Origin of the sequence: Vibrio sp. V39_P1S14PM300, assembly GCF_009904765.1 — a bacterium.
In the GTDB taxonomy this organism is placed as follows: domain Bacteria; phylum Pseudomonadota; class Gammaproteobacteria; order Enterobacterales; family Vibrionaceae; genus Vibrio; species Vibrio proteolyticus.
In genome coordinates, this window is the sequence record NZ_WXWP01000354.1 from 1 (window position 1) to 21,255 (window position 21,255).

At 53.2% G+C, this 21,255-nt stretch carries 21 protein-coding genes and 4 tRNA genes; 13 read left to right on the forward strand and 12 right to left on the reverse strand.

Annotation, left to right across the window (positions count from 1 at the left end; translation table 11 throughout):
- Positions 1-209 precede the first annotated feature (209 nt).
- From CAG65_RS18640 to CAG65_RS18650, 3 genes are all read right to left on the reverse strand, one after another.
- The gene (locus CAG65_RS18640; RefSeq protein ID WP_021707242.1) at positions 210-1,517 is read right to left on the reverse strand and encodes an anaerobic C4-dicarboxylate transporter; all 1,308 of its coding nucleotides are present in this window, start codon (positions 1,515-1,517) and stop codon (positions 210-212) included.
- 165 nt (positions 1,518-1,682) lie between these two features.
- Positions 1,683-3,134, reverse strand: coding sequence for an aspartate ammonia-lyase (gene aspA, locus CAG65_RS18645; protein ID WP_021707243.1), 1,452 nt, complete (start codon positions 3,132-3,134; stop codon positions 1,683-1,685).
- Between the two features lie 191 nt (positions 3,135-3,325).
- Complete coding sequence (locus CAG65_RS18650; RefSeq protein WP_161454598.1) at positions 3,326-5,233, reverse strand: sensor domain-containing diguanylate cyclase; 1,908 nt, start codon at positions 5,231-5,233, stop codon at positions 3,326-3,328.
- Positions 5,234-5,453: 220 nt separating this feature from the next.
- Between CAG65_RS18650 and CAG65_RS18655 the strand changes: the two genes are divergently transcribed.
- Positions 5,454-5,966, forward strand: a complete 513-nt coding sequence (locus CAG65_RS18655) for an FxsA family protein (RefSeq protein ID WP_161454599.1) — start codon at positions 5,454-5,456, stop codon at positions 5,964-5,966.
- A gap of 47 nt (positions 5,967-6,013) precedes the next feature.
- Here the strand turns inward: CAG65_RS18655 and CAG65_RS18660 are convergent, their stop codons facing one another.
- From CAG65_RS18660 to CAG65_RS18675, 4 genes are all read right to left on the reverse strand, one after another.
- Complete coding sequence (locus CAG65_RS18660) at positions 6,014-6,493, reverse strand: tRNA (cytidine(34)-2'-O)-methyltransferase (RefSeq protein ID WP_161448519.1); 480 nt, start codon at positions 6,491-6,493, stop codon at positions 6,014-6,016.
- Between the two features lie 117 nt (positions 6,494-6,610).
- Positions 6,611-7,228: a superoxide dismutase gene (locus tag CAG65_RS18665; protein WP_021707247.1), complete on the reverse strand. Its 618-nt coding sequence runs from the start codon at positions 7,226-7,228 to the stop codon at positions 6,611-6,613.
- 77 nt (positions 7,229-7,305) lie between these two features.
- Complete coding sequence (gene cpxA / locus CAG65_RS18670) at positions 7,306-8,688, reverse strand: envelope stress sensor histidine kinase CpxA (RefSeq protein WP_161454600.1); 1,383 nt, start codon at positions 8,686-8,688, stop codon at positions 7,306-7,308.
- The gene (locus tag CAG65_RS18675; RefSeq protein WP_021707249.1) at positions 8,688-9,374 is read right to left on the reverse strand and encodes a response regulator; all 687 of its coding nucleotides are present in this window, start codon (positions 9,372-9,374) and stop codon (positions 8,688-8,690) included. Before CAG65_RS18675 ends, cpxA begins: the two co-directional genes overlap by 1 nt.
- A 189-nt stretch (positions 9,375-9,563) precedes the next feature.
- On the opposite strand from CAG65_RS18675, the gene CAG65_RS18680 reads away from it, so the two are divergent.
- The 3 genes from CAG65_RS18680 to pfkA all read left to right on the forward strand — a co-directional run bounded on the left by CAG65_RS18680 (position 9,564) and on the right by pfkA (position 12,319).
- Positions 9,564-10,082 (forward strand): CpxP family protein, encoded by a 519-nt coding sequence (locus CAG65_RS18680; protein ID WP_161454601.1) that lies wholly within the window; start codon positions 9,564-9,566, stop codon positions 10,080-10,082.
- Positions 10,083-10,181: 99 nt separating this feature from the next.
- Positions 10,182-11,090, forward strand: a complete 909-nt coding sequence (gene fieF, locus CAG65_RS18685; protein ID WP_161448513.1) for a CDF family cation-efflux transporter FieF — start codon at positions 10,182-10,184, stop codon at positions 11,088-11,090.
- Positions 11,091-11,356: 266 nt separating this feature from the next.
- Positions 11,357-12,319, forward strand: coding sequence for a 6-phosphofructokinase (pfkA, locus tag CAG65_RS18690; protein WP_021707252.1), 963 nt, complete (start codon positions 11,357-11,359; stop codon positions 12,317-12,319).
- A gap of 56 nt (positions 12,320-12,375) precedes the next feature.
- Here the strand turns inward: pfkA and CAG65_RS18695 are convergent, their stop codons facing one another.
- Entirely contained in the window at positions 12,376-12,879 is a 504-nt protein-coding gene (locus CAG65_RS18695; RefSeq protein WP_161454602.1) for an MgtC/SapB family protein, read from the reverse strand.
- Between the two features lie 88 nt (positions 12,880-12,967).
- Complete coding sequence (gene epmB, locus CAG65_RS18700) at positions 12,968-13,990, reverse strand: EF-P beta-lysylation protein EpmB (protein ID WP_161454603.1); 1,023 nt, start codon at positions 13,988-13,990, stop codon at positions 12,968-12,970.
- 33 nt (positions 13,991-14,023) lie between these two features.
- On the opposite strand from epmB, the gene efp reads away from it, so the two are divergent.
- From efp to rraA, 3 genes are all read left to right on the forward strand, one after another.
- A complete protein-coding gene (gene efp, locus CAG65_RS18705) occupies positions 14,024-14,590 on the forward strand; it encodes an elongation factor P (RefSeq protein WP_021707255.1) in 567 nt (188 codons plus the stop codon).
- A gap of 112 nt (positions 14,591-14,702) precedes the next feature.
- Positions 14,703-15,620, forward strand: coding sequence for a 1,4-dihydroxy-2-naphthoate polyprenyltransferase (locus CAG65_RS18710; RefSeq protein ID WP_021707256.1), 918 nt, complete (start codon positions 14,703-14,705; stop codon positions 15,618-15,620).
- A gap of 76 nt (positions 15,621-15,696) precedes the next feature.
- The gene (gene rraA / locus CAG65_RS18715) at positions 15,697-16,218 is read left to right on the forward strand and encodes a ribonuclease E activity regulator RraA (RefSeq protein ID WP_021707257.1); all 522 of its coding nucleotides are present in this window, start codon (positions 15,697-15,699) and stop codon (positions 16,216-16,218) included.
- Between the two features lie 44 nt (positions 16,219-16,262).
- Here the strand turns inward: rraA and CAG65_RS18720 are convergent, their stop codons facing one another.
- Together CAG65_RS18720 and tpiA are read right to left on the reverse strand one after the other, a co-directional pair.
- Positions 16,263-17,621: an MATE family efflux transporter gene (locus CAG65_RS18720; RefSeq protein ID WP_161454604.1), complete on the reverse strand. Its 1,359-nt coding sequence runs from the start codon at positions 17,619-17,621 to the stop codon at positions 16,263-16,265.
- A gap of 121 nt (positions 17,622-17,742) precedes the next feature.
- A complete protein-coding gene (tpiA, locus tag CAG65_RS18725; RefSeq protein WP_021707259.1) occupies positions 17,743-18,513 on the reverse strand; it encodes a triose-phosphate isomerase in 771 nt (256 codons plus the stop codon).
- A gap of 249 nt (positions 18,514-18,762) precedes the next feature.
- Here tpiA and CAG65_RS18730 point away from each other — a divergent pair, with 249 nt between their 5' ends.
- Together CAG65_RS18730 and CAG65_RS18735 are read left to right on the forward strand one after the other, a co-directional pair.
- A complete protein-coding gene (locus tag CAG65_RS18730) occupies positions 18,763-19,110 on the forward strand; it encodes a 5-carboxymethyl-2-hydroxymuconate Delta-isomerase (protein ID WP_021707260.1) in 348 nt (115 codons plus the stop codon).
- Between the two features lie 56 nt (positions 19,111-19,166).
- The gene (locus CAG65_RS18735) at positions 19,167-19,592 is read left to right on the forward strand and encodes a DUF805 domain-containing protein (protein ID WP_040903221.1); all 426 of its coding nucleotides are present in this window, start codon (positions 19,167-19,169) and stop codon (positions 19,590-19,592) included.
- 33 nt (positions 19,593-19,625) lie between these two features.
- Here the strand turns inward: CAG65_RS18735 and coaA are convergent, their stop codons facing one another.
- Positions 19,626-20,549 (reverse strand): type I pantothenate kinase, encoded by a 924-nt coding sequence (coaA, locus tag CAG65_RS18740; RefSeq protein ID WP_161454605.1) that lies wholly within the window; start codon positions 20,547-20,549, stop codon positions 19,626-19,628.
- Positions 20,550-20,757: 208 nt separating this feature from the next.
- Between coaA and CAG65_RS18745 the strand changes: the two genes are divergently transcribed.
- From CAG65_RS18745 to CAG65_RS18760, 4 genes are all read left to right on the forward strand, one after another.
- A tRNA-Thr gene (locus tag CAG65_RS18745) sits at positions 20,758-20,833 on the forward strand.
- A 36-nt stretch (positions 20,834-20,869) separates the two neighbouring features.
- Positions 20,870-20,954: transfer RNA gene (locus CAG65_RS18750), tRNA-Tyr, on the forward strand.
- A gap of 35 nt (positions 20,955-20,989) precedes the next feature.
- Positions 20,990-21,064 (forward strand) — tRNA-Gly (locus tag CAG65_RS18755).
- 13 nt (positions 21,065-21,077) lie between these two features.
- Positions 21,078-21,153, forward strand: a tRNA-Thr gene (locus CAG65_RS18760).
- The last annotated feature ends 102 nt before the right edge of the window (positions 21,154-21,255 follow it).

The following is a 21,255-nucleotide window of genomic DNA, read 5'->3' on the forward strand; positions in this document are numbered from 1 at the left end:
ATTAATATTCGGGGGGATGTGGTGTGCATAATTGAGATGCCTGAAAATACTCAGGTTTGTCACACACTAAGAAATTTTATTCAATCGTTATTCTGAGTGGGTATTTTCGACTTTTCGAACGATGTTTTGACTTTAATCAAAAAAGCACTTTTTGCCGCCGGGCGAATAAAAAAGGGAGCCGAAGCTCCCTCATTCAATTATTCGTGCGTTTACAGGATCATACCGCCGAACAGAAAGCCCAGCGTGACTGCTGAGGCGATGGTGACCACACCCGGGATAAAGAACGGATGGTTGAAGACGTAGCTGCCAATGCGGGTTGAGCCAGTGTCGTCCATCTCCACTGCGGCGAGCAGTGTGGGGTAGGTTGGCAGTACGAACAGTGCGCTGACGGCGGCAAACGATGCCACCGCGGTCAGCGGAGCAACGCCGATCGCCAGAGCGGCTGGCATCAGAGCAACCGTGGTGGCGCCTTGTGAGTAGAGCAGCATGGAGGCAAAAAACAGTACCAGGGCCAGCATCCACGGATAATCCGCCAGCAGTGCACCGGCCACTTCTTTGATGCCGTCTACGTGGGCATTGACGAAAGTAGAGCCCAGCCAGGCCACACCCAGAACACACACACATGCCGTCATACCGGAACGGAACGTGGCCGCCGACGGAATTTTCGAGGCATCGATTTTAGTGAACAACACAATAGCCGCTGCTGCTGCCAGCATGACGGTCATGATGGCTTCGTTGCGCCCCAATGCCGGATTCTCAATCAGGCCAACCGAACTGGAAATGGCCGCCGCATAACAGACCACAAACCCGATCGCCGCCAGGAAGATGAAAGTGGCTTTCTTAGCGGTTGGCAGGATTTCACGCTGCTGCTCACCGGCCAGTTTGATCAGGCCTTTTTCCAGACGCTCCTGATAGACGGGATCGTCTTTGAGTTCGCTGCCCATAAAGTTCGCCACAAAAGCGCCGATCATACAGGCGATGAACGTGGTTGGAATACAGATGGCCAACAGGGTGAGATAGTCGACGCCTTTGGGAGCCAGCATGGCAGCGAACGCCACCACGGCGGCGGAAATCGGCGAAGCTGTAATGGCAATTTGCGAGGCAACCACGGCAATCGACAACGGACGTGAAGGGCGTACTCCCTGACCTTTTGCCACTTCGGCAATCACAGGTAGGGTCGAGAACGCCGTATGACCGGTACCGGCCATCAGTGTCATTAGAAAAGTCACGATTGGCGCGTAGAAGGTGATGCGCTCTGGGTGTTTACGCAAAAAGTTTTCCGCCAGCTGTACCAGCCAGTCCATCCCGCCGGCGACCTGCATGGCCGCGATCGCAGTGATCACCGACATGATGATCAGAATCACGTCGACCGGAATAAACGCCTGACTGGTGGGTACACCCAGCACCAGCGATAACACAATGACCCCGGCGCCACCGGCGAAACCGATGCCAATGCCACCAATACGTGCCCCTAAAAAGATAAAGAGCAGAACAACAAGCAGTTCGACCCAAACCATAATGATTACCTCGTTTATATTTTGATTCTGATTACCTGAGCCCTCAGGGGGCTGAACGCTCAGATAATCAGAGTCACTGACTGTGACGAGTAAAGCGGGATAAAAAGTAGGGGTATTAATGCGGCGCCGAAAATAGGGCCCGCACAGGGCCCTGATGCCATCGCATTACTCGTAGCGTTTTGCTTTGTAAGTCGGATGCATGAAGTTCTCGACCGACAGGATCTCGTCCAGCTCTTCCGCCGACAGCAGCCCACGCTCCAGTACCACTTCACGGACGCTCTTACCGGTTTCGGCACAAATCTTACCGACGATGTCACCTTCGTGGTGGCCGATGTATGGGTTGAGGTAAGTGACGATACCGATGGAGTTGTACACGTACGCTTCACACACTTCTTTGTTGACGGTGATGCCGTCGATGCACTTGTCGCGCAGGTTGACACAGGCGTTAGCCAGCAGTGAGATAGACTCAAACATGCTTTGGGCAATCACCGGCTCCATCACGTTCAGCTGCAACTGGCCGCCTTCGGCTGCGAAAGACACAGTGTTGTCATTCCCCAGTACTTTAAAACACACCTGGTTAACCACTTCCGGTACAACTGGGTTCACTTTAGCAGGCATGATGGAAGAGCCAGCTTGCAGTTCTGGCAGGTTCAGTTCGTTGAGGCCGGCACGTGGGCCTGATGACAGCAGGCGCAGGTCGTTACAGATCTTAGACAGTTTCACCGCCAGACGTTTCAGCGCGCCGTGTGTCATCACGTAAGCGCCACAGTCAGACGTGGCTTCGATCAGATCTTCTGCGGGCACGACTTCTAGGCCGGTCACTTGCGCCAGGTGTTTCACCGCCAGTTCCTGATAGCCCTGAGCCGCGTTCAGCCCCGTCCCGATTGCAGTGGCGCCTAGGTTGATTTCCAGCAGCAGCTTAGAAGTGTATTCCAGCGCACGGATCTCTTCGTTGAGCGTCACGGCCCAGGCGTGGAACTCCTGACCAACGGTCATTGGTACTGCGTCCTGCAACTGAGTACGGCCCATCTTCAACACATTTTTGAACTCCTGGCTCTTGAGTTCGAATGCGCCTTTGAGGTATTCAATTGCATCGATCAGTTTCGTGACGGAGTTGTATACCGCGATACGGAAACCGGTTGGGTAAGCACAGTTAGTCGATTGGCTCTTGTTAACGTGATCGTTAGGATTGATGAATTCGTAGTGGCCTTTTTCTTTGCCCATCAGTTCCAGTGCCACGTTGGCGATCACTTCGTTGGTGTTCATGTTGACGGAAGTACCGGCACCACCCTGGAAGACGTCTGACGGGAACTGATCCATGCACTTACCTGTTTCAAGGATCAAATCACACGCCTGAATAATGTAGTTGGCTACATCTTTCGGGATCACACCCAGCTCTTTGTTCGCCAGTGCCGCCGCTTTCTTAGTCATCACCATGCCACGGACAAATTCCGGTACGTCAGAGATGGTCATGCTGGAAATATTGAAGTTTTCAATCGCACGCAGAGTGTGGATACCGTAGTACGCGTCCGCAGGAACATGACGTTGGCCGAGCAGGTCTTCTTCAATACGAGTGGCTGAATTAGCAGTTTTTGGAGCATCAGATAGGGTAGCCATAACAGGATCCTTAGAGAATTATTCTGATAATAAAGGGAATTATTAGCCATTTCTGCAGTATAAGAATCCATTCGTCAGAATTTTTGGCTGGAAAATACGTCCTGACTTCTGTGGCACATCATACTGCACCTGACACATAAAAATAGTAACTAGATCACCTTTTGGAGCAAATCTAACGAAATTCTCATCCGCTAGTTTTCCACCACGGTAAAGTGCGGAAAATGGTCCGCAGAGACCTGATTTCGCCCGGTGTTTTTCGAGCGATACAGAGCGCCGTCGGCACGGCTGAAAGTGGCGGATGCATCCTCACAGAGGCGGGCGAGTCCGATGCTGAGGGTGATGGGATAACTGGCGCCCTGAGTAATGGCTTCACTGACCCGTTGCATCAATTTGAAGGCCTGCTCCAGCTCAATGTGCTGGATGATTACCGCAAATTCATCCCCGCCGATGCGGGCCACCATGTCGGTATCGCGCAGCAAAGCGGTGAGCTGGCTAGCGACGTACGTGATGACCTCATCACCGAAGGCATGCCCCTGGCTGTCGTTGACCTGCTTGAATTCATCAATGTCAATGATCGCCAGACAGCCGGGCGGGTGATCAGGATAGCGCTGGTGAAGGCGGGCTTGGTAGCGGAGGTGATCATCAAACTTGCGTTTGTTCCACAGCGAAGTGGCCGGATCGCGCTCGGTTTGCTCGGTCAGTTCGGCAATCTTCATGTGGTGTTGAGAGATGTCGGTAAACGAGTAAATGAAATAGTCGACTTTGGTGAATTTGCCCGGTAGGGCGCGCACTTCGGCTTCGCAGATAGTGGGGGTGTTGTCCTGACTTAACAGAGTCAGCTGGCCTTTCCAGCGGCCATCCAGTTCCAACTGTTTCGCCAATTGGCGCCGCGCCGCCTGAGTTGGCTGGTAATCAAGCAGGTTATGTCCTTTCAGCACTTCGCTGGCGCTGTGCAGACCGACCAGTTCGTTCAATTGGGCATTGGCGCGCAGAATGTAGTGCTCACTGTCGGTCAGTGCCACTGCGCCGCCGTTTTCAATCGCCAGCTGGGCAAAGGTGCGGTTGGTTTTGATCCGCTGGCGATCATCCCAGTGCATGGCAACGATCGCGGCGACCAGTCCGAGAAACAGCCAGAGAATGAACGTTTCACTGATGATGTCCTGTTGCATGGGCAGGAAGAGCGCATCGACCACGCTGGGTGGGTAGTAGGCCAGCATCGTAAGGCTGTTGACGTTGGCAAAAATCTGTTGATTGAACGGCCGGTAAACATACAGACCCTGCAATGTCATGACGCTGCCTTCCTGATTCAGGTGCGCCTGCATATGTTCCCACAGTTCCGGGTTGTGGTTGGGGATGTTGTCACCCGCACGGGCACGGATAATGTCGCCAAACAGCAGTTGGCTGTCGCTGCTGAGGGTAAAGTATCCCTGGTCGTCAACGAAATGCACGTTCATATTCTGTTGGTTGTCGGTGATGGCGGCAATGATCTCCAGTACGTGCAGGTTCGCCACAAAGTAGCCCAGCCGGGTGCCGTTATCTTCAATCGGATAGAGAATCCGAAAGCCCGGTTTGTACGGGATCACGGGTTTGCCATGTTCAAACTCAATATCAATCCCGAAATAGCCCTGTTCTCCGCCGGTGAGTTGTTGGGCATAACGGAAATAATCGCGTTGTGATTTGTTCTGCAACTGACTTGGCGGCACCACCAGTGCCCGTTTGTTCAGCGCATCGTATTCGACCCGGATCACTTCCATGCCCCGGGTATCGATGTAACGCAGCTGGTAAAAGTAGGTGGAATTCACGGCATTGAGGAGCCACTGGCTTTCGAGGTATTGGCGGCGTTGTTCGGTGGGGGATTTAGCAAAATCATGGATCAGTTTAGAGCGGCTCAGTTCGCGAACTGTTTGATCGAGATGATCGTGTAACTGTGTGGCTTTGACGTCGACATGGGAGAGAAACTGCAACCCCTGCGCTTCCATTCTGGCGAGCAGAAACGTGTGCGATTTGGCGCTCATGTAAAAGTAGTACGCCGCCGGTATCAGAGATACCAGCGTCCACACGATAACCATCTTGTTGAGGATGCTCGACACACGCTTCATATGGTATTGGTTGAGTATTTATGATTGACAGTAATTTAGACTACGCAATGCGGTTTGACCAATATATCGCCACTCTCTCGTGAGGGGGCTAACTATGTATATGAAAAAAAGGGAAATAAATTCCGTGACCTGACGCAATATACCGCAACACTTTATGCATCTGTGCAGCCTTGCAGGCGCCTGGGCAAGGCGCTAAGGTGTAGGAAACAAAGGAGGGCATGTGTTTCCTATCTTATTATTGTTATTTATCGTGGTGCCGATCATTGAAATTGGCCTGTTTATTTCGGTGGGCGGTGTCCTTGGTTTGTGGCCGACCATCGCGCTGGTGTTGATCACCGCATTTGTCGGCGCGTCGTTGGTGCGCAGTCAGGGTTTGCAAACTTTGATGACCGTCCAGTCGCGTCTGCAACAGGGAGAAGTGCCGGCGCAACAGATCTTTGAAGGTGTGATGCTGGCGGTGGCCGGGGTGTTGCTGCTGACGCCAGGTTTTATGACCGATGCGTTGGGTATGTTGATTCTGCTGCCGGCACCGCGTGCGGTGATCGCCAAGTACCTGATGGGCAAAATGGTGGTCAAAACGGTCTCTGGAGGAGGATTCCACAGCGGTTATTCCAACGGCCCGTTCGATCAAAATCCGTTTGAGCGCGACCCGTTCAATGCCGACAAAAACGGCAATACCTTTGAAGGGGAATACGAACGCAAAGACGACGATGACCGGAATAAACTCAATTAACCGTAAAACGCGCGGCCTGAGCCGCGCGTTTTTTTATTCAGTGACGGTTACTGCGCGCCGTCAAAGCCGAGTTGTCGCCAGGCTTCATAGGCGATGATCGCCACTGCATTGGACAGGTTAAGGCTGCGCGCATCGGGCATCATCGGGATACGGATGCGCTGCGCCATCGGCAGGCTTTCGATCACCTCCGCGGGCAGGCCGCGTGTTTCCGGACCAAACAGCAATACGTCCCCTGCTTGAAAATGGGCATCGACATGATGACCCGTGGTTTTGGTGGTGCAGGCAAAAATACGGTAACCATCGCGGCGATGTTGCTGCAGGTAAGCGTAGAACGCGTCGAGATTTTTGTGCCGGGTCACCCGGGCCAGATCGTGGTAATCCAGACCAGCGCGGCGCACTTTTTTCTCTTCCAGATCAAACCCCAGCGGCTCAATCAGGTGCAGGTTGGCGCCACAATTGGCACACAGACGGATAATGTTGCCGGTGTTCGGCGCAATCTCAGGTTCGTACAGAGCGATATCAAACATGGTGTTGCAGAGTCATTGAGAACGATAGCCATGAGTATACCCCAGTAGACACAGGATGCGAGCTTCGCGCGCTGCGGCGAAGGCATTAGGCGGCGGGGCTGGCCCGCCACACTGAAATCAGGCGCGCTGCGCCAGTGCCACGGCGTAATGTTCGCCGACCGTTTGCCAGTCCACAACATTCCACCAGGCGTCGATGTATTCCGGACGACGGTTCTGATAGCGGATGTAATAGGCGTGTTCCCACACATCCAGCGCCAAGATGGGTTCACCACGTACCTCGGCCACGTCCATCAGCGGGTTGTCCTGATTGTGGGTGCTGCTGATATGCAGCTGGCCGTTACGCACCACCAGCCAGGCGAAGCCGGACCCAAACGTATTGATTGCCGCCTGAGTAAAGGCATCCTGAAATGCACTGAAGCTGCCAAAGCGGGCATCAATGGCCTCTGCCAAAGCGCCATTCGGTTCGCCGCCACCGTTAGGGGACATACAGTTCCAGTACAGAATGTGGTTGAAATAACCCCCCCCATGATTGCGTACCGCCGGTGACAGGGTGGAAACCTGAGCGAAGATCTCGCTCAGCGGGGTGGTTTCCAGTTCACTGCCTTTGATGGCGGAAAGGAATTTGTCGTAGTAGGTGCGGTGGTGCTTGCTGTAGTGTACTTCCATGGTTTTGGCGTCGATGTACGGTTCCAGCGCGTCGTAGTCGTAGGGCAGATCAGGGAACAAATGCGTCATAGTGAATCCTCCTAAAAGTTGAATTTACTTTAATGATAATAAATCTCATTATCAACTTGGTTTTTTGTGGGGGTATTTCACCCCACCACTAAAGGCAGCTCGATACATACTTTCAACCCGCCCAGTTGACTGCGGCTGGCGGTGATGCTGCCGCTGTGCTGGCGCACCGCACTTTCAGTGATCGCAAGCCCCAGTCCGGTGCCGCCCGAGTGACGATCACGAGCCGTCGAGACACGGTAAAATGGGCGAAAGATGTCCTGAAGTTCGCTGTCCGGCACGCCATCGCCATTGTCTTCGACCTGAATGCTCAGGATGTCGCCATGCTCACTCAACTGGACATCAACCCGATCCCGACCATAGTAAATCGCATTACGGATGATGTTTTCCACCGCGCTCATCAGCAGTTGTGGATTGCCGGAGATGTGACGATCAGGAATGGCGGAGAAAGTCAGGGTTTTACCCATTTGCTCGGCCTCAAACTGGCTGTCGCTCAGCAGCTCTTCCCACAGACTGGACAACGGCTGCACTTCGCGACTGAGGTGGCTGTCGGCCTGCATGCGCGACAGCTCGAGCAGTTCACCGATCATGGTTTCCAGCCGCTGGGCTTCGGTATCAATACGCTCCAGCTCCTGACTGTTGCCCTGTTTGCGCACCGCCAACGCGTTGGCCATCCGTAAGCGGGTTAAAGGAGAGCGCAACTCATGTGAGATATCCGACAGTAGACGCTGCTGACCGGAAATCATCTGGTTGACCGCTTCGACCATCTGGTTGAAGCTGGCGCCGGCCTGACGAAATTCTGAGGTGCCTTTTTCCAGCTTCGGGTCGACGACAAACTCGCCGCTGGCGACCCGGCGTGCGGCCAGTTCCAGTTTGCGTGCGGGTTGACTGAGCGCCCAGGCCAGCCACAGTAGCAGCGGCGTACTTACCGCCATGACTGCCAGCAGCAATTGGAACGGCTTATCGAATAGACGCAGCAGAAACGGCGGCGGCTCATTCCAGCGGAAACCGAAGTAGAGCCGCAGATCCTGATTGGCCAGAGTGATGGGGAGCGGGCCACCAATCATATAGCGGCCGTAGAGGCGCTGTTTAGGCGGTGAGTCCGGTTCAATACCGGTGACAAAGTTTTGCAGCGCCTTGAGTTTAAAATCGGTGTGACGGCGAGTTGTAAGGATAGTGCCGTCGGTATCGGACAGAAACAGGCGGGGCTTGGGATCGCGAGGGCCGCCTTCATGGGCGTCAAGGCGAAACAGAATCCGACTGAGATCGGTTTCGTTGGCAAAACGCTGCTCAACCCGATCGCGCGCCTGCTGCATGCGCTGCAGGTGGTCGGCGGGAATGTCACGCGCTTTGCGAGGGTCGAGGTGAGGCAGTGACAATACCGCGAGCAACACCAGAGCCATGGTGAACCAGAAAATCGCAAAGATCCGCCCGTACAGGCTGGTGATTTTCGGCAGACGCATCAGTCCTCCTCAACCAGCAGGTAACCGCGACCACGCAGGGTTTTGATGCGCGATTTGCCATCTTCGCGTTCTGGCAGTTTCTTACGCAGGTTGGAGACATGCATATCAATGGCACGATCAAAGGGCGCAAGACGTTTTCCCAGCACATCCAGACTGAGGGCGTCTTTGGTCAGAGTCACCCCGGGGTTTTGCACTAAGTGCGTCAGCAGGGCGAATTCGGTGGTGGTCAGCTCGAGCAACTGACCGCTGCAGTAAGCTTCCTGGCGTCCGGGAAAGATTTCGATGTCCTGATAACACAGGCTGTCGCTGTGGCGGCCACTGGCTTTGTGCTGGGTGCGACGCAAGATGGCGCGGATCCGGGCCAGTAGCTCACGGTCGCTGAACGGTTTAGGCAGATAGTCATCGGCGCCGAGTTCCAGCCCCACCACGCGATCAATTTCTTCGCCTTTGGCCGTCAGCATCAGCACCGGGGTTTCCCAATCGTGACGCAGACGTTTTAAGGTTTCCATACCGTTGAGTTTTGGCATCATCACATCCAGCAGGATCAAATCGATTTCCTCAGACAGCGCTGCCAGACCGGCTTCGCCGTCGTTGGCCTCCGAGACAGTGAAGCCTTCAAAGCTCAGGACTTCCTGCAGCAGACTGGTCAGCTCGGTATCGTCATCAATTAAAAGAATGTGCGCCATGGGTGTGCCTCTGTTATCTCGCTCTGGTCTTATATTACTGCGAAAAATGATTGGGTTTCAGCGCGATTTTCACTCTTTACGATTCTTTACGCTGGCTAAACGTTGCTTTACTCACCACGACGTATTCTACACTCAAGCGCTGCAGAGAGCGGCATGCATGAACAAGACTATCCTCAAGAGGGACTGATTATGAAAATAGCAAAGAAAATGATTCTGGCGGCGGTCGTTCTGCCACTGACTCTGGGCACCGCGAGTGCGTGGGCATTTGGTGGTAAAGGCGGCGAAGGTCATCACGGTGGTGAGTTCGGCAAATGTGCCTCTGACCGGGGCATTTTTAAAGAGCTGAATCTAACGGACGCGCAGAAGGACCAGCTCAAGACGATGCGTGAACAAGGGCGTCAGGAGATGCGAGCTAAGTTTGCCGGCAATAACGAAGCACGTCAGGCTGAAATGCAGGCGTACCATGCTCAGGTCCAGCAATTGCTGCTGGCCGACAATTTTGATCAGGCACAAGCCAACACACTGGCCAGACAGATGGTCGAAAAGCAAACTGAGCGCCGGGTACAAATGATGGCCCGTCAGCACAAGATGCTGAGTGTGTTGACGCCGGGGCAGAAAACCCAGTACGCGGAACTGAAACAAGAGCGTATGCAGGAGTGTCAGGCGAAAATGCATGAGCGGATGCAAAAGCGTGCCGAGCAAAAATAACGCGATACCGACCTCAAAAAGGCAGCTTAAGGCTGCCTTTTTTGTTTCACAATGAGCACGTTATACTTGATAGATTATTCTGGTTATTGTGAACACGTTATGAAGAAAGACTATGCGCGCCTGGTGACCCTGGCGGCCTGGACTGCGGCGACGGTCGCGACCTTGTTACTGATCGTGAAAATCTTTGCCTGGTGGGTGACCGGTTCTGTCAGTTTGCTGGCGTCATTGATCGACTCGCTGCTGGACATTGCGGCGTCGGTGGTCAACCTGATCGTGGTGCGCTATGCGGTGCAGCCGGCCGATCGCGAGCACACCTTTGGCCACGGCAAAGCCGAATCGCTGGCCGCACTGGCGCAGGCGATGTTCATTTCCGGCTCAGCCTGTTTTCTGATCCTCAATGGGGTGGATCGCTTTTTTCGCCCGCACGAACTGACCTCACCGGAATACGGGGTGTACGTCAGCCTGTTTGCCATTGTGGTGACGTTTGCGCTGGTGCGTTTTCAGCAGTACGTGGTGCGCAAGACCGGCAGCCAGGCGATTGCTGCCGACTCGCTGCATTACCAGTCGGATCTCTACATGAACATCGCGATCATGGTGGCGTTGGGGTTGAGCTGGTTTGGCCTGAAACAGGCGGATGCGGTGTTTGCGGTCGGGATCGGGATCTACATTCTCTATAGTGCATTCCGGATGATCACCGAAGCAACTCAGATCCTGCTTGATCGACAGTTGCCGGAGGAAGAGCTGGAGCAGATCCGCTTGTCCTGCCTTGAAGTGGACGGCGTGTTGGGTGTGCATCAGTTGCGAACCCGGATGTCCGGGCCAGTGCGATTTATCCAGTTGCACCTGGAACTGGAAGACCAGATTCCGTTGATTGAAGCACATCGTATTTCTGACGAAGCGGAAGAAAAATTGTTACAGCTTTTTCCTGAAGCGGACGTCTTAATTCATCAGGATCCTTTCTCGGTTGTGTTTGGTCCGGAGCGGGCGCAAAAACGTGAAGACTTCTAGTAGCACGAGGTTTACGCGACAAACCGACAGTTCTTGGCTATCTTTTCTGCTGCGGAAGAAATAAACCTGATTCTGATGTGCATCAACAAAGTGTTCGCACAAAGCTGTAATACTTTTACATAAGTAGAAAACTTACATGATTTCGTGCAAATAACAGTAGTATTCCTTTGCGGTAAAGGTAACATAAAGCACAGTTTCTGAGGGTGGCTCAGTCGGGCGGCCTGAATCAAAATTTGATATTAAATTCCCAAAAATCGAGGGTGAGCATGATTAAGAAGATCGGTGTACTAACAAGTGGCGGTGACGCACCTGGTATGAACGCTGCGGTTCGTGGCGTGGTTCGCACGGCACTATCTGAAGGTCTGGAAGTATACGGTGTATACGACGGCTACCTGGGTCTTTATGAAGATCGTATCGTCAAGTTGGATCGTTCGAGCGTATCGGATGTGATCAACAAAGGCGGTACGTTCCTGGGCTCTGCTCGTTTCCCTGAGTTCAAAGACGTTGCGGTACGTGAGAAAGCGATTGAGAACCTGAAGAAACACGGCATTGATGCGCTGGTGGTGATTGGTGGAGACGGTTCGTATATGGGGGCGAAAAAGCTGACTGAAATGGGGTACCCATGTATCGGTCTGCCGGGCACCATTGACAACGACATTGCGGGAACAGATTACACCATCGGTTACCTGACGGCACTCAACACAGTGATCGACGCGATTGACCGTCTGCGTGACACGTCGTCTTCGCACCAGCGTATTTCTATTGTGGAAATCATGGGCCGTCACTGTGGTGACCTGACCTTGATGTCGGCGATTGCGGGCGGATGTGAATACATCATCACCCCGGAAACCGGTCTGGATATGGATAAGCTGATCAACAACATTCAAGATGGTATCGCCAAAGGCAAAAAGCATGCGATCATCGCACTGACTGAGCTGATGATGGATGCGAACGAGCTGGCGAAAGAGATTGAAACGGCGACTGGGCGTGAAACCCGAGCTACTGTACTGGGTCACATCCAGCGCGGTGGTCGTCCAACTGCATTTGACCGTGTACTGGCATCTCGCATGGGTAACTTTGCGGTTCACCTGCTGCTGGACGGACACGGCGGCCGCTGTGTTGGTATCCAGAAAGAACAACTGGTGCACCACGACATCATCGATGCGATTGAGAACATGAAGCGTCCGGTACGTGAAGATTTGTACCAGGTGGCGAACGAACTGTTCTAAGCACCGACTCATCGAGATGAAAAAAACCACCCGTCTGGGTGGTTTTTTTATGCTATCTACGTCTCGCTGCTGTGGCGTGGTGGTACTTTACGACTGCGAAAGCGCTGATGGACGCCGCGGCGCAGCGCCTGAAAATGGTTTTCGGCTTTGTCGACGCCGAGCAGCACACTCAGGGCCAGCACAGTGATCAGGATCGACTGCTGCCAGTAACCCAGGCCGATCATCATCCCCAGCGCGGCCAGTACCCAGATCACCGCCGCAGAAGTAACACCGTGGATTTTTCCGTCCATGGTCATCATGACGCCTGCACCGAGAAAGCCGACCCCTGTGATGATCTGGCCGAGTTCCCGGGCCTGATCTAAGGTGTTGGGCGAGAGCGTGACCGCCATCGACATGAACAGATAGGTACCGGCGATGACCAGAATCGAGGTGCGGATACCGACGGGCTTCCCCCGGGTCTGCCGCTCGGCGCCGATCAGCGCGCCGTTTAGGGCACAGCAAAACAGGGCCAACCAGCTAAAGGGCCCCAGGTCAAAAAATGGCGCGATGGAAATTGGCATATTGGCCTCCCAAAAGCGCGGAGTATGCAAAGATTCACGGCCGGGTGCGAACAAATATTTTTAATCGACACGAGCAGGTTTGTTGGTGTTATTCCAGATGCAAATCAAGTGGCGTTTTGCTTGCCCGGCCGCCGATTTCCCGTGTCAGGGTCGGGACTAAATAGCCGGATACCCGTGCAATCAGACCGGCCATCAGTGCGCGGGCGTCGTCATCGGAAACATAAAAGTGGGCCGCGCCCTGAACTTTGTCCAGGACATGCAGGTAGTAAGGCAGAACACCGGCATCAAACAGGGCTTCGCTGAGAGCAACCTGACTATCGACGTTGTCGTTGACGCCTTTGAGCAGAACACTCTGGTTGAGCAGTGTTACACCGGCGACTTTGAGCTTGCGCAGGGCGTTCCCCAGATCGTCATCAATCTCTTGGGCATGATTGATGTGTGTCACCAGCACCACCTGCAGACGGCTGGTGGCCAGCAACTGACACAAGGTGTCGGTAACCCGGGCTGGGATCACCACCGGCAATCGGGTGTGGATCCGCAGCCGTTTGATGTGGCGGATGTCGGCGAGGTGCTCCACCAACCAGGTCAGCTCATGATCTTTGGCCATCAGAGGATCGCCCCCCGACAGGATCACTTCGTTCAGCTGAGGCTGTGCGGCGATGTAATCCAGACTCTGCTGCCACACCGATTTATTGCCCTTGTTGTCCTGATAGGGGAAGTGGCGGCGGAAACAGTAGCGGCAGTTGATCGCGCAGCCGCCTTTGACGATCATTAGCGCGCGGTTACGGTATTTGTGCAGCAGGCCGGGGACGGCGTTGTTTTGCTCATCCAGCGGATCGGTTGAATACCCCGGCTGCACGTCAAACTCTTCAGACAGCGGCAGGACCTGACGCAAAAGCGGGTCGTGAGGATTGCCTTTTTCCATTCGATCGACAAAACTTTGTGGCACACGCTGTGCGAAGAGCGTTTTTGCGTCAAATCCGTGTTGCCAAGGTGATGGGTCGATTTCAAGTTGCTTCAGGAGCTGGAGCGGATCCGAGATCGCGTTTGCCAGCTGTTTGAGCCAGTTTTGCTCAACAGAATCAACTTTTCGGGTTATTATGTGCGGCATTAAATTTAACTCGAAGAATGGTAAGAGGAAAAAATGGCTACAGTTAGCACGAATGAATTTAAAGGCGGTCTTAAAATTATGCTTGATAATGAGCCTTGTGTCATTCTCGAAAACGAGTATGTCAAACCGGGCAAAGGTCAGGCATTCAACCGCGTAAAAATCCGTAAACTGCTTTCTGGTAAAGTTCTGGAGAAAACCTTTAAGTCTGGCGATTCTGTTGAAACCGCTGACGTAATGGATATCGATCTAGACTACCTGTACAACGACGGTGAATTCTACCACTTCATGAACAACGAAACGTTCGAGCAAATCGCAGCAGACATGAAAGCGGTGGGCGACAACGCGAAGTGGTTGGTGGAAAACAACACGTGTATGCTGACTCTGTGGAACGGTAACCCGATTGCAGTGACGCCGCCAAACTTTGTTGAACTGGAAGTGGTTGAAACGGATCCGGGCCTGAAAGGCGATACACAGGGTACCGGTGGTAAACCAGCGACACTGACCACAGGCGCGGTTGTACGCGTTCCGCTGTTCATTCAGATCGGCGAAGTGATCAAAGTGGACACACGCTCTGCGGAATACGTGGGTCGCGTGAAGTAATCCCGCTAGGATTTGGAAAAAAGGTCACTTCGGTGGCCTTTTTTGCGTTTTGCGGCGGATTCATTGATGTGCCACAATCTTCACTACCTCTTAGGGCATTATGATAAGGTCCATGAAACAGTCATTACGTATCTGGCTTGATGCCGCCCGGCCAAAAACTTTGCCACTGGCGCTGGTCTCTATTCTGACCGGCAGTGTGCTGGCGTTTTCTTTTGGTCAGTTTTCTCTTCCGGTCGCATTGTTGGCGTTTGTCACCGCGACCTTATTACAGATTTTGTCAAACCTGGCGAACGATTACGGTGATGCGGTCAAAGGCACCGACAACGATAAGCGCCTGGGGCCCATGCGGGCGATTCAATCCGGGGCGGTGTCACTGGCGTCGATGCGTCAGGCGATCGGCATCAATATTGTGCTGACCATCATCGCGGGTCTGGCGTTGGTGCTCTACGCGCTTGACAGCTTGCACAGTATTCTGGCCTTTATTGCACTCGGTTTGCTGGCGATTTTGGCCGCGATTGCTTATACCGTGGGCAACAAACCCTATGGCTATGTGGGACTGGGTGACATCTCCGTGTTCATCTTTTTCGGTTTGCTGGGGGTTGCCGGTACTTATTTCCTCCACACCGGACGCATTGACGCGGCGCTGAGTCTGCCGGCAGTCGGCTGCGGTTTGCTGGCGGTTGCTGTGCTTAATATTAACAACATGCGTGATATTGAAAACGATCTGGCGTGTGGTAAGCGCACCGTGGCGGTGCGTCTTGGGCAGACCCGGGCCAAGCAGTATCACTTTGTGTTGTTGGGGGGCGCGGTGCTGGCTTTTGCGCTTTATCTGGGCTTACAACCGGCTCCGGTGTGGATCAGTTTACCGTTTCTGCTCAGCCTGATCGTAACCTACAAACACGGCAAAGCGGTCTGGCACGCGGATCAACCGGCTCAAATTGCACCAATGATGCCAGTGGTCGTTAAGTGCTCTCTGGTGACTAACCTGTTGTTTGCAGGAGTGGTTATAGCTCAAACAATCACGAGTTAATTGCGGGTTGTCATTGCATTGACTTAATGACCAGATATACTCGGAAGTAATTACTATCAGTAAGAGAAGACATGCTATGGAATACAATACCTCAGCGTTATGCGATATCTATCTGGATCAGGTGGATGTTGTCGAACCTATGTTCAGCAACTTCGGCGGCAGTGCGTCTTTTGCCGGTCAGATTACGACGGTTAAGTGTTTCGAAGACAACGGTATGATCCGCGAAGTCCTTGAGCAGGACGGGTTGGGCCGGGTGCTGTTGATTGATGGTGGGGGCTCATTGCGCCGGGCGTTGATTGACGCAGAGCTGGCTTCTCTGGCTGAAGAGAACGAATGGGAAGGTATCGTTGTGTACGGCTGTGTGCGAGAAGTGGACGAACTTGAAGACATGAGCATCGGCATTCAGGCGCTGGCGTCGATTCCGGTCGGAGCAGTGCAGCAAGGCATCGGTGAAGTCGATGTGGCGGTCAATTTCGGCGGCGTCACTTTCCTGCCGGAAGATTATCTGTATGCCGACAACACTGGCGTGATCCTCTCTCAAGAGCCGCTGGATATTGAAATCGAGCGCGACGAAGAAGAAGAGCTGGAAGTGCTGTAACGGCCACCATTGCTGAAAAGAAAACCGACCAGAGGTCGGTTTTTTTATGTCAGTGGTTCGCTCGAACGCAGTGAATGGTGTTGTCGACGCAGGCGCAGCGCGTAAAGATAACCAAATAAGCCACCGAGGATGTTGCCCAGCGCAATGCCGCCAAACAGGCCTTCAACGTCATAGAGCTGACTACCCAGCCAGGCTGACGGCAGGGTAAATACGAACAGACGCATAAAGCTCCACTGGAAAGCATTGAGCGGTTTGTGCAACGCATTCAATCCGGACACCAGCATCATCACGGTACCCTGAAAACCATAACTGAATGGCACCACCAACAAGTAGTGCCACAGCAGATCGCGCACCGCTTGCTCCTGAGAAAACAACGCCGCCAGAGGAACACTGAGCGGCACCATGGCGAGAAACACCAAAAACTGAAACGCGATTGAAAAGCGCATGCTCAGAAACAGACCACCAAAACTGCGCTGCGGATTCCCGGCGCCGAAGTTTTGCGCCATAAACGGCGTCAAAGCTGAGGTCAGGGACATCAGAACCAGGATCAAAATTGACTCAATGCGTTGCGCGGCGCCATACGCGGCAACGGCGGCGGTGCCGTGTGAGGCCAGCAGCATCATCAGGACCGCACCGGCCAGTGGGTTCATGGCATTGGACAGCGCTGCGGGGGTACCGATTTTGAGGATTTGTTGCCAGTCGGGCAGCAGCCGCGACAGGCTGGGCATCGCCAGTAGCTTCTCGCGTTGCAGCAAGATATACAACGAGCCAATTAAGGCACCGAGCCAGCTCATCGCGCTGGCAATAGCGGCGCCGCGAATGCCCAGCTCCGGAAAAGGCCCATAGCCAAAGATCAACAGAGGGTCGAGAATGCCGTTGATCAAACCAGCCAGCATCATGATCTTCGCTGGGGTTTTAGTGTCGCCAGTGGCGCGGATCACGCTGTTGCCCGCCATCGGGATCACCAGCAGTGGGATGGTCAGATACCAGATGTCCATATACTGGTGGATCAAGGGCAGAAGGGTTTCATCGGCGCCAAGGGCCAGAAACAACGGGTCGATGCTCACCAGTCCCAGAGCGGACGCCAGCATTACCAGCACTACCGCCAGTAACAGACCATGGCTGGCAACCCGAGCGGCATGTTTGGTATCCCCCTGACCGAGCAAACGGCCGATACTAGTAGACAGTCCCATACCGATGCCCATGGTGATGCAGTTCACCGCGAACGTGACCGGGAAAGTAAAACTGATCGCAGCCAGCGCCTGGGTACCGAGCAGGGAAATAAAGAACGTGTCCACCAGGTTAAACATCAGGATCGCCACCATGCCGAAGATCATCGGTACGGTCATTTGACGCAGCACATCGGGAATGGGGGCCGTGAGCAGGCCGTGTTTATCGTGCATAGGTGGTACAGCAGCTGGAGAAAAAAGCTAGGATACTCGCAACCTGTGTCGGAGACAAACCAGAAACAAAAAAGGCCGGCAAATGCCGGCCTTCTCTATTCGAACTTGGTTCGAATCGCGCTTACGCTTTGGCTTTTGCCGCAGCTTTGGCGATTGCTGCAAAGCTTTTCGCGTCCAGAGATGCGCCGCCAACCAGGGCACCGTCGATGTCTGGCTGTGCAAAGTAAGCTTCTGCGTTTTCTGGTTTCACGCTGCCGCCGTACTGGATGATGACTTGTTCTGCAACCGCTGCATCTTTAACGGCGATCAGAGCACGGATAGACGCGTGAATGCGTTGTGCATCGTCAGCTGTTGCGGCTTTACCAGTACCGATTGCCCAGATTGGTTCGTAAGCGATGATGGCGCCGTTCAGAGCGTCAACGCCGTAGGCGTCGATCACTGCATTGATTTGACGTGCACATACGGCTTCGGTTTCGCCCGCTTCGTTTTGTGCTTCCGTTTCACCGATACAGAATACCGGCGTTAGGCCGTTTTCTTTCAGGAACGCGAATTTCTGAGCAACAAACTCGTCTGATTCTTTGTGGTAATCACGACGCTCAGAGTGGCCGATGATGATGTGAGAAGCACCGAAATCTTTCAGCATGGCTGGAGACATGTCGCCCGTGTACGCGCCACTGTTGTGCAGGTCAGTGTTCTGTGCACCCAGGATCATTTTGTTGCCGCCTTCTGCGATCAGACGCTCAGCCAGATCCAGGTACAGTGCGGGTGGAGCAACCGCTACGTCAACGCCAGTCACGCCTTCAAGTTCCGCATTCAGACCAGTCAGCAGTTCAGTGACCATTGCTTTACTGCCATTCAGTTTCCAGTTACCCATCACTACAGGACGACGCATAGGAATATCTCCCTTATCTTTAATGTAAAAAGTGTATGAATGTAAAAAATCAACGTAATTGCGAAAGAATATAACAGAATAAATCGGCCAGATCATGATTCCAGTCATGTCTTTATGGAATGTCGCGACCGCTTGCGAGTGATCTGGTAAACAGAATCATAGTGCAGTGCTCGGATTTTGCCGCCCGACTTGCTATTACTGAGGCTCGGTTTACGACAATACTTTGCGAAATAACAGTAAGGAAGCACAATGCCCAACCTTGTCATGGAATACTCAAACTCAGTGGAAGAGCGCGTCAATATTCCCGGATTGCTGGACGATTTACATCAGGTCGCGTTGAAAAGCGGTTTGTTTGAGCTAGCGTCCGTCAAATCCCGCGCCGTGCGCATCAATGACTGGTTGATTGGTGAAGAAGGGGACAGTGTTGATTTTATCCACCTCAGTTTTGAGCTCTTGGCAGGGCGTACTGAAGAGCAGAAACGTGACTTGTCCCGCCAATTGATCGATACCCTGCAAAGGCAAGCCAGCCATGTTCGTAGTCTGACGGTGAATATTCGTGATATGGATAAAGCCTGTTTTCAGAAAGTGGTAAACTAAACCGTTGCTTCTGGAGATACGATTTCCGGGGCGTGAATATTCTGCAGGTGAAAACGATGTCGATACAACAATTGTTATTTTCTTTCCAGGGCCGGGTGGGGCGTCAGACTTACTGGCTGTGGAATCTGGCGTATTACGCCGCGATTGTGCTGTTTGCTGCCGCGGTCAATAAACTGTTTCCCGGCATCGCGCATCTGGTGTTGCCGGTGTTTTTGTTGCTGGTGCTGATCCCGGATCTGGCGATCACTGCGAAACGCTGGCATGACCGGGACAAATCAAGCTGGTGGTTGCTGTTGAACGTGCCGCTGGTGGTGGCGCGTCTGGCGGTGCCGGTCGGCGAGCCGACTCAGATGGCGCAGCCGGATTTATGGCAGACGCTGATTTCTCTGGCGTCGCTGCTGTGCGGTGCCTGGATCCTGGTCGAGTGTGGTTTTTTGCGCGGCAGTGACGGGGACAACCGTTACGGCAGAGCGCCGCATTGAGAACAACAAGCCCGGTCGTGCCCGGGCTTGGTTTTATTTACGCAGCAGGATTTCTTCTACGGTATGATTCGCGCCTTTGCGCAGAATAAGCTGCGCCCGCTCTTTGGTGGGTAAGATATTTTGCTGCAGGTTAATGCCGTTGATCGATTGCCAGATGTTCCGTGCTTTGTCGACAGCTTCCTGTTCGGTTAATTGAGTATAGTGACTGAAGTAGGAGCCGGGTTTGGTAAACGCGCCCTGGCGGAATTTCAAAAAGCGTTCAACGTACCATTTTTGGATCAGCTCGCTTTCGGCATCGACGTAGAGCGAGAAATCGAGAAAATCGGAAATAAACACCCGGTGGGGGTCGTGGGGATAGTCCATCCCGCTTTGCAGGACGTTTAGCCCTTCGATGATCAGTACGTCTGGCTGGTCGACCACTTTCACTTCATCAGTAATGTCATACGTCAGGTGTGAATAGACAGGGGCAATCACATTCGGCTTGCCGGCCTTAACGTCGGAAACGAACTGCACCAGACGTTTCATGTCGTACGATTCCGGGAAGCCCTTTTTCTTCATAATCCCGCGCTCCAACAACACCCGGTTCGGATGGAGGAATCCATCGGTGGTGATCAGCTCGACCTTCGGGTGGTTTTCCCAGCGAGACAACAGCGCTTTGAGCAAACGGGCTGTCGTGCTTTTACCGACAGCAACACTGCCAGCAATGCCGATCACGAACGGCGGAGCGACATGGGTGTTCCCCAGAAACTGGTTCAGCACAGTATTGCGGCTTTGGCGGGCGGCGACGTACAAATTGAGCAGACGCGACAACGGCAAATAGATTTCGACAGCCTCTTTCATGGTCAGGTTTTCGTTGATGCCCTGCAGCTCTTTCAAGTCGTCTTCAGAAAGCGTCATAGGAACAGAGTTACGTCGTTCTGCCCATTGATGACGGCCGAAAGAAAGATAAGGACTCATAAGCTACTCTGTCGAAATCGAAATAATAAGAGGAGCGAACATACAACAAGGAGCCGATAATGCAAACGACTTAGGCTGCAGAAATGCCTTAAAAGACGAAATTTGCGTGAAAAATCAGCAAACACGCTGATTTTTGGCAAAATCCACAATTTTTTCGCTTTTGCTCTTGCAACCCTGAAAATCATTCAATAGAATGCGCACCACTTATGCCGACTTAGCTCAGTAGGTAGAGCAACTGACTTGTAATCAGTAGGTCACCAGTTCGATTCCGGTAGTCGGCACCATTCTCTCCTTTATAGTAGTGAGAATGGCGAAAATTTGGAGGGGTTCCCGAGTGGCCAAAGGGAGCAGACTGTAAATCTGCCGGCACTGCCTTCGATGGTTCGAATCCGTCCCCCTCCACCATATTCCAAAGGAAATAGCTCTCAGAGTTACGTGTTGCGGGCATCGTATAATGGCTATTACCTCAGCCTTCCAAGCTGATGATGCGGGTTCGATTCCCGCTGCCCGCTCCACTCAATTTAGAGTGCTGATATAGCTCAGGTGGTAGAGCGCATCCTTGGTAAGGATGAGGTCGGCAGTTCGAGTCTGCCTATCAGCACCAGCTCTAAGCAAAGTTTTCCTTTTGATATATACTTTATTACCAATAATTTTTGGTTGCGTGGTCATTCAAGCCACCTAAATCCGTACCTAGAGGGACAACTCA

Excerpts from the sequence above, each read along its gene's own strand:
- CAG65_RS18640 (WP_021707242.1), bottom strand. The coding sequence starts at position 1,517 with ATGGTTTGGGTCGAACTGCTTGTTGTTCTGCTCTTTATCTTTTTAGGG.
- aspA (WP_021707243.1), bottom strand. The coding sequence starts at position 3,134 with ATGGCTACCCTATCTGATGCTCCAAAAACTGCTAATTCAGCCACTCGT.
- CAG65_RS18650 (WP_161454598.1), bottom strand. The coding sequence starts at position 5,233 with ATGAAGCGTGTGTCGAGCATCCTCAACAAGATGGTTATCGTGTGGACG.
- CAG65_RS18660 (WP_161448519.1), bottom strand. The coding sequence starts at position 6,493 with ATGTTTGATATCGCTCTGTACGAACCTGAGATTGCGCCGAACACCGGC.
- CAG65_RS18665 (WP_021707247.1), bottom strand. The coding sequence starts at position 7,228 with ATGACGCATTTGTTCCCTGATCTGCCCTACGACTACGACGCGCTGGAA.
- cpxA (WP_161454600.1), bottom strand. The coding sequence starts at position 8,688 with ATGCGTCTGCCGAAAATCACCAGCCTGTACGGGCGGATCTTTGCGATT.
- CAG65_RS18675 (WP_021707249.1), bottom strand. The coding sequence starts at position 9,374 with ATGGCGCACATTCTTTTAATTGATGACGATACCGAGCTGACCAGTCTG.
- CAG65_RS18680 (WP_161454601.1), top strand. The coding sequence starts at position 9,564 with ATGAAAATAGCAAAGAAAATGATTCTGGCGGCGGTCGTTCTGCCACTG.
- fieF (WP_161448513.1), top strand. The coding sequence starts at position 10,182 with ATGAAGAAAGACTATGCGCGCCTGGTGACCCTGGCGGCCTGGACTGCG.
- pfkA (WP_021707252.1), top strand. The coding sequence starts at position 11,357 with ATGATTAAGAAGATCGGTGTACTAACAAGTGGCGGTGACGCACCTGGT.
- CAG65_RS18695 (WP_161454602.1), bottom strand. The coding sequence starts at position 12,879 with ATGCCAATTTCCATCGCGCCATTTTTTGACCTGGGGCCCTTTAGCTGG.
- epmB (WP_161454603.1), bottom strand. The coding sequence starts at position 13,990 with ATGCCGCACATAATAACCCGAAAAGTTGATTCTGTTGAGCAAAACTGG.
- efp (WP_021707255.1), top strand. The coding sequence starts at position 14,024 with ATGGCTACAGTTAGCACGAATGAATTTAAAGGCGGTCTTAAAATTATG.
- CAG65_RS18710 (WP_021707256.1), top strand. The coding sequence starts at position 14,703 with ATGAAACAGTCATTACGTATCTGGCTTGATGCCGCCCGGCCAAAAACT.
- rraA (WP_021707257.1), top strand. The coding sequence starts at position 15,697 with ATGGAATACAATACCTCAGCGTTATGCGATATCTATCTGGATCAGGTG.
- CAG65_RS18720 (WP_161454604.1), bottom strand. The coding sequence starts at position 17,621 with ATGCACGATAAACACGGCCTGCTCACGGCCCCCATTCCCGATGTGCTG.
- tpiA (WP_021707259.1), bottom strand. The coding sequence starts at position 18,513 with ATGCGTCGTCCTGTAGTGATGGGTAACTGGAAACTGAATGGCAGTAAA.
- CAG65_RS18730 (WP_021707260.1), top strand. The coding sequence starts at position 18,763 with ATGCCCAACCTTGTCATGGAATACTCAAACTCAGTGGAAGAGCGCGTC.
- CAG65_RS18735 (WP_040903221.1), top strand. The coding sequence starts at position 19,167 with ATGTCGATACAACAATTGTTATTTTCTTTCCAGGGCCGGGTGGGGCGT.
- coaA (WP_161454605.1), bottom strand. The coding sequence starts at position 20,549 with ATGAGTCCTTATCTTTCTTTCGGCCGTCATCAATGGGCAGAACGACGT.